The sequence below is a fragment of the Micromonospora echinofusca genome, assembly GCF_017614955.1.
GTDB classification, from domain to species: Bacteria; Actinomycetota; Actinomycetes; order Mycobacteriales; family Micromonosporaceae; genus Micromonospora; species Micromonospora echinofusca_A.
Window position 1 is genome coordinate 1 of the sequence record NZ_WVUH01000249.1, and the last position, 11,112, is coordinate 11,112.

Genomic DNA, 11,112 nt, shown 5'->3' on the forward strand with positions numbered 1-11,112 from the left:
CGCCAGTTCAGCCTCACCCCGGAAGCCGCAACCCGCGAGGAGGCACCGCGCACGCCCCCAGCCGGTGTCACCCCCCATCGGCCGCTGACGCCATCCACCACGGCTGGCCTCGGCGACCAGGTCGTCTCCACCGGACCTACCGGGGCACGAATGACCAGATCATCGACGTCGCCGCCCGGTCTGCAGGGCAGCACGGACAGCGATTCACCGGCCTCACTCGTCGCGCCCCGGCCAACGCGCGCCCGAAGTGCAGGTTCCGTGGCCGCACTCGTGGCAAGCTGGAGCATCCCGCCTGCACCGGACGCCATCAGCGATGACACCGCCCAGCCGGCCAGCGAGGTACCCGGGCCGCCGGTGGTGCACCGGCTGGACGGTCTGCTGCGCCACCAACCGGCGGAACAGACCACGGCTGGCCAGGAACCCGGGCATGAGGCGCCGGGCTCGGACACGGACAGCGGCTGGGTGGACCGGTACATGACGAGGAACCTGGAGCTCCGCAGTCGGCTGCCGGAGACCTACCAGGGCGGGGTACTGCGACTGCTCGACTCGCTGGTCGGCTACGTCCGATCGGGCCGGCGGGCACCAGTCGGAAACATCGATGCCGGGATCGGACTCGTGCCGTCGTTCGCGGGCACGGTCTACCTGACCGCCGATGCCGCAGCCGGCATCCGGTTCAGCCGTGGCTCGATCGTCACCCACGACGCTCCCGTCGTCGGATCCCGCCGCCGACCGCAGCCGCAGTCCGACGGCGCACTGGTCGTCATCAGCACCACGGAGAACGCGCCGCTGGCGCCGCTGGTCGGCCGGTCGGACGCGCCGGAGGTGGTCATCCCCTCCGGTGCCCGGTTCCGGGTGACCGAGGTGATCGACCACGCCGGGCGCACGACAGAGGTACATCTGGAACAGCTCACCACCGGCCGGACCGTCAGCCCGACGGCGCCACGTCCGGTGTATGCCGGGCGGGTCCTGGGCAGCAACGAGGAGTACCTCGTACTGGGCACCGGGTCGCAGCAGACCGCCTTTCCCGAGGGGATCGCCCTGCTGAGCGGGGCGACACAGGTCGTGATGGGCGCGATCGACTCACGGCCCGTACTCGACTACGAACAGGATGGTGTCAGTTGGTCCTGGCAGGTCACCCCGCGGGAGATGGCCGACTGGCTCGGAGAACTCGGCTGGAGCGGCGAGCCGGTGCAGTTCGTGGGCGGCCGGCCGGACCAGGGCAGCACCGCCTGGTTCGCCGCGTTCGCCCGGGAGACAGGCACCTGGGTGTATCACACGACAGGGCCCGTCAGCTCTGACGGAACCCGGCTGATCCTCGACAGCGGGGAGATCGTCCACTGGCACGCGCACCGGCCGACCGCGGACAGTGGCGATGCCCCACACGCCACGGACCAGTTCGGCCAGCTACGTCCGGTGGGAGAACCCGTGTCCGGGTCGCTGCCCGCCGGACGGTACTTCTCGACAAACGATGCGGACATCGAACTGGCCATGGATCTGTCGGAGCAGTCCGACCGCGAGGTCGTTCTGCTCCACGTCGATCCGGACGGCATGGTGCAGGTCACCCGGGCCGATGGCGGCCACGGGCGGATCGGGGCCGACGAACTCGCCAGATATCTCGTCGACCAGGAACAGTCCCGGCCCATCCAGTTGTACCTGCCGGGTACGGCCACCACAGAGCAGACGGTACGGCTGGCAGATCAGTTGGCCAACCGTACCGGCCGGGACGTCTACCTGCCGGAACTGGGCGCCACGGCCAACGTCTGGTGGGGCGTGCTGCGGGTCCGCCCCGGTCAGAGCTGGCGGCACATCCCAGGCTCCGACGTCGGTCCCGAGCTGGTCAGCGACGGGCTCGGTCGCCTTCTGCCCCCCGAGCAGGCGCCTCAGGTGCAGCGCACTGCCGCCGGTTTCGGCTTCTTCGACGACTCGACAGCCCGCCGGGATTTCACCTTCACACCGGTCAGTGACGGAATGCTCACGATGGGCTTCGCCGTCAACGCAGAGGGCCAGCCGGTGATGCGGAACGTCGCCGGTGACGAACTGCCCGTGGACATCGATCTGGTGCACTCCCTGATGGCCGAACGGATCGTTGAAACCGAACGGCTACAGACACTTCAACTGCACATGCCGGGCATGACCGTGTACGGCGAGATCTTCAACCGGACCGTATCCGCTCTGCTGAAGGGGCCGGTCACCGACATTGTCGTACCCGTCTCGGACGAACTACGGACCGGCGGTGGACGCAGGGAAAGGTTCACAGTCGGCGCACGGCCCGTGCCGATTCGGCCGGACGACGTCAACAGCGCGGTCCTGGCCTCTCTCATGGACGGCGCGGCGGTACAGATCTTCGAACGAGGAAACGGGTCGCTACTGAGGCTACGGTCGGTCCTGACGGCCACCGACGGCGCCGTGACCTGGGCCAAAACGGGCGAAGAAGCCGACCTGGAGCAATGGGACCGTGCCGTCGTCCCGGCGAGTGCGATGGCCGTCGTAACCGGCCTCGACTCACAGATCGGCACACCCACCGTCTCACTCGCCGACGGCACCAGCGTGCCGGTCACCGCAGAGACGATGCACACGTTGTGGAACGCGCCGGTCGGGGCGACGGTGATCCTGGCTCTGCCGGCCCGCAAAGCCGAACACGAGACGGCGCTGCAGACCTGGCTTTCCGAGTTGGCCGACTCAAGCAGGCACTACCTGTTCACCCCGGGCCCGGGGCACCAGGCGCTCGTCGACGCGGACGGACGCATTCGGTCCGTCCCGACCGACAAGGATGTGGTGCCTGGCCCGGCGTGGATGCGGCACCTGACGACGGTGCCAGAGGGTGGGGCCGTCTTCCCGCCGCTGGACTGGGACACCGACGGGGTCCTCCGCGAGCACCGGTACGCGGGGGTGGTCCAGATGCCGGGCGCGGTGTTCTGGCCCTCGCCGGCACTGGCCGTGGAGGCTGCTTTCCGCATCTACGGTCCGTGGACTTCGGCGCGACCGGCGATCCGTCCGGATGTGTTCCTGATCCATCTCCATGAACGCTGGGACCGAGTCATGGAAGATCCCACTGAGACCGCCAGGTGGATCCGCACCGTGGGATGGCGGGAGGGACAGCCGATCCAGGCGGCGTGGCCGGGGCTGATGTCTCCGGTCGACTCCCGGCAGGCAGCCGCACGTTCGGACTTCCTCGACAGGCTCGGTCACGAGCTCGGCGTTCCGGTGTATCTGTCGGCAGAACCGACCGCCGATGTGGCGCTCGCCGACGGTAACGTCCGGCTGCTGACGGAAGCGGACGTCCCACCGGGAGACCGCCGCTGGTCGGTCGTGGGGCCCACCGAGGGGCGCAACCTGCTAGCGACCGACCATCTGGGGCAGCTCACCACGGAACGGATCGCCGCCAGCAGCGCACCGAACGGCCTGGCGCTGTACTACCAGCACCCCTGGCAGGGCGTACTCGACTATTCACAGACCGAGTTCTATGACCTGGCGCTGGACCTCGACCCGACGGGTCGGCCGCTGGCGCCGGTCTCGGAGCCGACGGGCCAGCAGGGGGGAAGCTGGACCCAGCTCCAGCCGGCAGAGCCGGGCGACCTCGTCAACCTGCTGGCGAACGCGCAGGCGTACGGTGCCCGCCGATGGAACGGAGAGCCGCTTCGGCTGCTCGTCAACACACCAGCCAACCCGAACAACACCAGCCCGAGAAACATCATCTTCGCCCGGTGGGTGACCGAGCTGAGCGAGATGCTGGTCCCGTTGCGCCGTGAACGACTGGCTGCGCGTGCTGTCCCGGTGCACGAGCTGGTACGGGACCTGCCCGTGGAAATCTACGCCCCCGCCCCCAGCACGAGCTGGCAGCACAGCGAAGGGCTCAACGACGTCACCGCGCGGTGGGAACGAATCGTCGCGGTGGACTACCTGCATCCGAGCGGATCCGCGCCACCGAACACCTACACGTCGGTGGGTGACGTGCTGGGCTACGACAGCCCGGCGCTGTTCCCCTCCGCCTCCGGCCTGGTCTCAGCCGGCCGGGTCTCCCGCACCCAGCTGTACAACGAGTCACCCTCCAGCACGGAATTCCTGTTCAACAACGGCCCGGAGGGTGGGCGTTTCAGCAACCCGTTCACGACACAGCCCCACCCGGGACTCTTCGTCCTCGACATCGTCGTCAGCATCATCAACGGCGGACTCTATGTGATCGACCGCTCCAGCCGGCCCCGACCGGTAGACGTCGACCAGCTTGAGACGATCATCCGGACAAGCTGGCAGCCCGGGACGAGCATTCAGATACCGACCCGGTTCCGCCTCGTCAATGGAGGCGAGATCACGGTGAACGAGGGCACTGTGCCCATCCAGACGCGGCAGGCGCTCCGTGAGGTGGCGCGTCGGCTCGGGACCGATGCGTACGTCCTCGCGCCCGGCGCGAGACCCCGGTACCTCTACCAGACCCAGTCGATCGTCTCGGTGGACATCCTGGGACAGCCGATGCCCTGGGAGCGGCTTGCCGATGACGACGGGACCGGTCGGTTCGACACCGATCCGTCCGGCGCCCTGGTACCCCTGGCGGATGTCACACCCGTCGGCCAGGAGATTCTCGGCGGCCTCAGAGACATCCACATCCCCAACGGGATCCTGCTGCCGCCGTTCAATCGGTCGGCCCCCGAGCGGGTACCCGACCCGGCGGCGGCTGCCGCCGCCGAGCGGGTGGCAGAGGCCAGGGCGCGACTGGCGGCGGCAGCCGAGGCACGCAGACGGGCCAAGATGGCCAGAGCCAGCGCGCCGGAGACGGCCGAGACGACAGACCCGGGGAGCACGTCGGAAACGACCGGAACGGCGGACGCGGCGAATGCCCTGGCTGCCGACCAGGCCATCGTTGCCACCGCGGCGGACCTGCCGCCCGTCTGGGTGGAAGCCGCTGGTCAGCAACCGGAGATGCCGTTCCTCGGCGCCAGACGCGACGAGTTCGTGATTGTCGCCGACGGCGCGCGTGACCGCGTCTACATCCCGTTGAGCCGCCCGGCACCCGACCAATCGGCAGCAGCCGACGAGCCGAGGCGCGGCTGGACCGACCATGCGGCGGAACTGGCGGACCTCATCCGGGACGGTACCGACGAGCAACTGCGAGGCGCCGTCGCCACCCGGCTGGCCCGGCTGGACGATCCGCCGCCGCCACCGCTGGTGGTGTCGGAGACAGAGCAGTTGCGGCTGATCAGTACCGGGAGCACGCCGGAGACCGTCGACCTCAGACGCCGGAAGTGGGAGGAGTTCAACGAACACACCGTGAGGCGGCGCGGGGCCGACATGGCGCGGTACCGCACGGAGATCGCCGATCTTCAGGAGGAGCTGGCCCGCCGCGTCCGGGAGGGGACCGGCAGACCCGACCGGGCGCCGATCAGCCCGGGGCAGTTGGCCGAACTCATGCGACGGCACGGGTACGACGGTCGACGGCCGGTCCGGCTGATCGTCAACGAGTTGGAGTACAACCGGAACCACCCGGCCGACCGGGTACCGGAATTCCGCAGCTTCGCGGGGAGACTCGCGGACCTCATCGGTCAGCCGGTCTACGCGCCGACCTCCGTGGTCGACCGGCGTGCGGCGAACTATCCGCCTTCGCTGTACGGCGCGGACGGCGAGGAACCGGGAACCACGGAAGCGGAGCAGAACCCTGGCACGTGGGTCCGCCTCACGCCGGGGGCACACCTGAGCGAGACGGCGGCCACGTGGACCGACACGGACGCCGACACGGTGGTCGATCTGACCGACGCGGATCCTGACGACGCGGGCTCCGACACCGAGGTCGAACCCACCGGGTCGGACACCGAACCGGATCCTGAGTCGAGCATCGAACAGATCCTCGCGCCCGGCTCTCAGGCTCCGTGACGGTCCTGCCCCGGCGTCGGCGGCCGGGGCGGGACCGTCACCTGTTCAGACCGCGCTGTGCTCCAGCGCCTGCCGGGCGATCTCGACCCGGGACCGGGCACCCAGTTTGCTGAGGATGTGCGACACGTGTGACTGCACCGTGCGTCGGGACAGCAGCAGCTCGGCGGCGATGTCCGGGTTGGAGCGGCCTTGGGCGACCAGTCGCGCGACGGTCAGCTCGGTCGGGGACAGCGCCGCCCAGCCCTGCTGCGGTCGACGCCGTGGCCCGCGTACCCCCCGGCGGATGCCGTACGAGCGCAGCCGTGCCTCAGCGCGCCGGACGTCCCAGGTGGCCTCCAGCTCGGTGTACACCCGCATCGCGTTGTCGAGTGCGGTGCGGGCCTCGGCCGTCCGGCCCTGCTGGGCCAGCGCCGCCGCCGCGTCCTCCCAGGCCTGGCCGAGCAGGGACTGCCGGCCCGCGTCCCGGTAGTGGGCGGCGGCGACGAGCAGCGGCTCCGGGTCGGCGGCCAGCAGGCCCCGGCAGCGTCCGGCGGCGATCTCCGGTCCCGGGGCGGGAACGGTGGCCGCGTCGGTGGCGCAGGTCTGCGCGGCGGTCTCGGCGAGGTTCCGGTCACCGACGGCCAGGGCCAGCCGCACCAGGTCCGGCAGGAGCAGGAAACGGTCGTCCATCACCGAGTACTCCGGTTGCACCATCACCGCCAGCGTCGCAACCGCCTCGTCGAGCCGTCCGTCGCGCTCGGCGAGCAGCGCCCGGGCGGCCAGGACCGGGCTCATGTTGTTGCGGACCATCGGGCTGTCCAGGGGCAGCGGGTCGAGGTGGTCCAGCTGGGCCTCGGCGGCGGCCCGCTCGTCGCGGTGCGCGGCGATCAGCGCACCGTGGCCGAACAGGTGCATGGCCAGGTCCAGGGTACGGATCGGGTCGGTCACCGCACCGATCTCGGCCAGGGCGTCGTCCCAGCGGCCGATGGTGTAGTAGAACCCGCCGCTGACCTGGCCGAGCCGGCGCAGGGTACCGCCACCGGTCCGCTCGGCGAGTTCGCGTACGGCGCGCAGGGCCACCTCGGCCTCGACGAGCCGGTCGAACCGGTCCAGGGTGTGCACCCGGTTGTAGAGCAGCAGCAGGCGGATGTGCAGGCACTCGGGTTCGTCGCCGATCTCGGCCAGGCCGCTGTCGAGCCAGTCGAGCAGTTGGACGAAGTTGCCCCGGTGGGCGCTGATCCCGCCCAGCCAGAGCAGTGCCGAACCGGCGGCGTAGCGGTCCCCGACCAGTCGCCCCAGGCGCAGTGCCTCCCGGGCGGCCGCCTCGGCGTCGTCGAGCTGGCCGCGTTGATTGAGCAGCAGCATCGCCCGGGTGGACAGCAGCCGGGCCCGCCAGCGGTCGGAGATCCGCTCGTCGCGGAGCCCGGCGTCGGTGAACTCCAACCCCTGGGGGCCGTTGCGGGACAGGGTGTTGGCGAGGATGTCACGCATCTCCGCGGCCCGATCCGGATCAGCGGTGCGGTCGAGGACCTGCCGGGCGTAGGTCTCGACGTCGTCCCCCTTGGCGATCTTGGCGATCCGGAACAGCGACCGGGCCAGCGCGGTGGCCAGCGATTCCCCACGGGGACTGTCCAGCCCCACGTGTTCCAGCCCGAGGCGCAGCAGGTCGACGGCGACCTCCAGGGCCTGGTTGACCAGGGAGGGGGCGTACTGCTCCAGCCAGCCGGTGGTCCACTCGTCGGCGACCGAGCGGCCGGCGAGCAGCTGCTCGGCGACCGCCCGCACCGACCCGCCCGCCTCGGCCAACGCGCGGGCGGCCTGCCGGTGCAGGCCGGCCCGGACAGCACCGGGCATGGACTCGTACAGCGCCTCCCGGACCAGCGGATGGCGGAACTCCAGCCGGTCGTCGCCTCCGGACACCACCACGCCGGCGACCATCGCGTCCTCCAGGGGGGCGATCAGATCCACCGGGGAGCGGCCCAGGACGGCGCAGAGGTCGGTGACGGCGAACCGGGTACCGAGCAGCGTGGCGACCCGCAGCGCCTCACTGGCCGTGGGCGACAGGAACGACAGACGTCGGGAGACCGCCGCGGCGAGCGAGGTCGGCAGCGGACGGTGCGGGTCGAGGTGTCCACCGGTGTGCCGCAGCGCGTCGACGATCTCCCGGATCAGCAGCGGGTTGCCGCTGGCGGTCGCTGCCTGTCCGAGCAGTTCGGGCCCCGGGTCGGCGTCGAGCAGTACGGTGACCAGGCGGGTCACCTCCGGTTCGGGCAGCGGGGCCAGGGTGATCTGCTGGCCGTGGGTGGTCAGGTCCTTGCGGAGCAGGTCGAGTTCGGCCCGGTCGGGCACCGCCCGGGTGGCGGTGACCACCAGCAGCGGCAGCTGCTCGACCAGGCGTACCAGTCGACGGACCATCAGCAGGCTGGCGTCGTCGACCCAGTGCAGGTCGTCGACCACGAGGACCAGCGGCGCGTCGGCGCAGAGCCGCTCCACGAGGTCGAGCAGCGCCTCGGTCAGGGCCTCGGTCGGGTCGCCGACCCAGGCCAGGTCGCCGGCCTCGCCGCGCAGCACCGCCGCGATCCGGGCCCGGCGTGGATCGGTGGACCGGGACTCGATGCCGAGCACGTCGAGCATCACCCGCAACGGGAAACGGCCGTTGAGCTGGTCGCCGGCCCCCCAGGCGACCGTGCAGCCGCGGGTCCGGGCCGTCCGTAGCCCGGCCGTGATCAGGGCGGATTTTCCGATCCCCGCCTCGCCCTCGACCAGGACCGCTCCCCCACGGCCGGCGGTGACATCGTCCAACAGGCGGGCAAACATCGACAGTTCGCTACTTCGACCGACATAGACCTCAGTGCCCATGGCGGAAGCCTAGGCCCAGGCCCAGGCCCGACCCATCCCACGACCGGGTCGGCCCGCGCTGACCTGGTCGGTTTGGGTCCCCGGCCGTACCGGCACAACCGTCGGCCGCAGTCGGTACCGGTCGGTCACCCGATACGACGACGCCGATAGTGCCGTGACACTCGCCGCCGACGCAACGGCTGCCCAGCATCAGCGTCGGAGGTCGACCCGGACAGCTCCGGGTAGGCGGCCCGCAGGACCCGCAGGACCCACGCCATCCGCCGCACCGCCCGCTCCGGGTGCTCACCGAACTCCCCGGCCACCAGGACGGCACAGCCGAGGGGCCCGTACCGCCACAGGCTGCCACGTACGGCCGACCGGACCCGCTCGGCCGTGGGCGAGTCGGACTCCTGCACGGACGAGGCGAACAGCGCCTCCGCCCGGAGCGAGACGATCTCTGAAGGGGTCATCGCAGCGTCACCCGCTCTCCACGGTGGCGTCGACCGCCCGTCCGGGCCGGTCCCGGGTCGACAGCGGTCGAGTCGCCGTGACTCCAGGGTGGAGGTCGGCGCGGACCGAGACATCCGCATGTTCCCCCCAACTACCGGACGGGTGGCCGCCCGCCGTCCGCCGGGGCACCCGGCGGCACCGCACCGGCGGCCGCCGGATCCGCCGTCGTGCGGAAACATCCGCCAGGTTGCCTATGGGACTGCGGACCCGGGGTCCCCGCACGCCACACCCCGGGCCGCAGGTGACGGGGTGCTGCCGGGCCGGGCACGAACGGTAGTCCCACAACGGACGGTGCGCACCACCGGAGAGCACCGGTGCGCAGGATGCCGGCCACCGCCGGGCCCAGCCCGGCCCAACTGCCGTGATCTGGCGGATGATCCCCCGCGCCAGGTCGATGAGGATCACATCCACAGCCGACGGCCGGGGCCCGGGCCGGATGACCGTCCCGTCGCCGGTGGTGACGGGCAGGCGGGTCGTGACTGCGATCCGCACGGCACAGGAGGAGATTCTGATGAACAGTGACCTGGCGATCGTCGCGTTGCGGGTACTCGTCGTCGACAGCAACCTGGTCGTGCGGCGCGGACTGATGAGCATGCTGGAGGCCGGCGGCCACCTGGTCGCGGGCGAGGCCACCGACGCCCCGTCGGCGGTACGGCTCGTGCAGACCCTGCGGCCGGACATGGTGCTGCTGGACGTCCGGATGCCCGGACAGAGTGGAATGGAACTCCTGGCGTCCCTGGTGTCCCACACCCGCGTGCTGATCGTGACCGGGGTGGACTCCCCCGAGGTGATCGACCAGGCGCTGCGGGCCGGCGCCACCGGCTACCTCGTGTACGGCCAGTTCACCTCGGAGGAACTCCTCGACGCGGTCGCCGCCACCGCCGCCGGGCGGCCCAAGCTCTCCCCCGTCGCGGTCGAGGCGCTGGTGGCGAACCTGCGGTCCGGCCGGGTACGCCCCACCCGCTCCGCCACCACCACGGCTGCCCACGGCCTGTCCCGGCGGGAGGCCGAGATCATGGAACACGTGGTACGCGGCCAGGGCAACGCCCAGATCGCCCGCACCCTGTACCTGAGCGAGAAGACCGTGAAGAACCACATCAACCACATCAACGCCAAGCTGGGTACCCGTAACCGGGCCGAGGCGATCGCCTGCTGGCTGGGTCTGGCCGGTCCGGCGGAGCAGGCCGGTCCCGGTCAGCGGCCGGTACCGGTGGTCCGGCACCTGGGGCGGCCGGACCACCGGTTGTCATGAGGTGGTGAGGCTCCAGGACAACACGTCCTGGGCGGCGGTGTACTCGCTGGTGGCGCCGGTGAACCCGACGTACACCGGTCGGGTCCCGAAGCGGGCGGCCAGGTCGACGCCCGCCGAGGTGACCGCGCTGGTCGGCTTGGTCCGGCCGGTGCTGACGTAGACGGTCAGCCGGTGCTGGGCCGCGTCGTAGTCGACCCAGACGGTGAACGCCGTGCCCGCGGCCATGTCGAACCTCGGCTGGCCGTGGGCGAGATGCGAGCTGACGTTGCCGTTGGAGACGATGCCCACGTGGTTCCAGTTGGGGTCGCCGGAGTCGTCGCAGACGTCGAGCTCGACGGCCACACTCGGACGGATCCGCTGGTCGGAGTAGTAGTCGCCGTACCCGAGGTAGGACGCCGAGTCACCGAGTGCACTCGGACCCTCGGCCTGCACCAGGAACGCGATGCCCTCGGCCGCGTCGTGCAGCAGTACCCGGAAGGTGGCGGAGAACGACCGTCCGGCGCCGATGGTGGTACGTGACCAGGCGCTGCCGGCGACGTCGTACTGGTTGCCGGTGAGCCGCAGCGCCGATCCGGCCTGGCGGGCCGAGCCGTTGAGGGTCAGTCCGGCGGTGCTGCTGAAGTCGGCGTACCGGATGCTCGGTCCGGGGGGCGTGGCACGCGGGGTGGGGG

General features: G+C 71.0%; 5 protein-coding genes. 2 read left to right on the forward strand and 3 right to left on the reverse strand.

Annotation, left to right across the window (positions count from 1 at the left end; all coding sequences use genetic code 11):
* Positions 1–1,146 precede the first annotated feature (1,146 nt).
* Positions 1,147–5,862: a hypothetical protein gene (locus GSF22_RS23800; RefSeq protein ID WP_208815960.1), complete on the forward strand. Its 4,716-nt coding sequence runs from the start codon at positions 1,147–1,149 to the stop codon at positions 5,860–5,862.
* 45 nt (positions 5,863–5,907) lie between these two features.
* Here the strand turns inward: GSF22_RS23800 and GSF22_RS23805 are convergent, their stop codons facing one another.
* Together GSF22_RS23805 and GSF22_RS35805 are read right to left on the reverse strand one after the other, a co-directional pair.
* Entirely contained in the window at positions 5,908–8,700 is a 2,793-nt protein-coding gene (locus tag GSF22_RS23805; protein WP_208815961.1) for an ATP-binding protein, read from the reverse strand.
* A gap of 125 nt (positions 8,701–8,825) precedes the next feature.
* A complete protein-coding gene (locus GSF22_RS35805; RefSeq protein ID WP_208815962.1) occupies positions 8,826–9,149 on the reverse strand; it encodes a hypothetical protein in 324 nt (107 codons plus the stop codon).
* A gap of 551 nt (positions 9,150–9,700) precedes the next feature.
* On the opposite strand from GSF22_RS35805, the gene GSF22_RS23815 reads away from it, so the two are divergent.
* Positions 9,701–10,441, forward strand: coding sequence for a response regulator (locus GSF22_RS23815; protein ID WP_208815963.1), 741 nt, complete (start codon positions 9,701–9,703; stop codon positions 10,439–10,441).
* Here the strand turns inward: GSF22_RS23815 and GSF22_RS23820 are convergent.
* On the reverse strand, positions 10,436–11,112 hold a 677-nt coding region (locus GSF22_RS23820; protein ID WP_208815964.1), incomplete at its 5' end, for an L-type lectin-domain containing protein. The genes GSF22_RS23815 and GSF22_RS23820 overlap by 6 nt on opposite strands.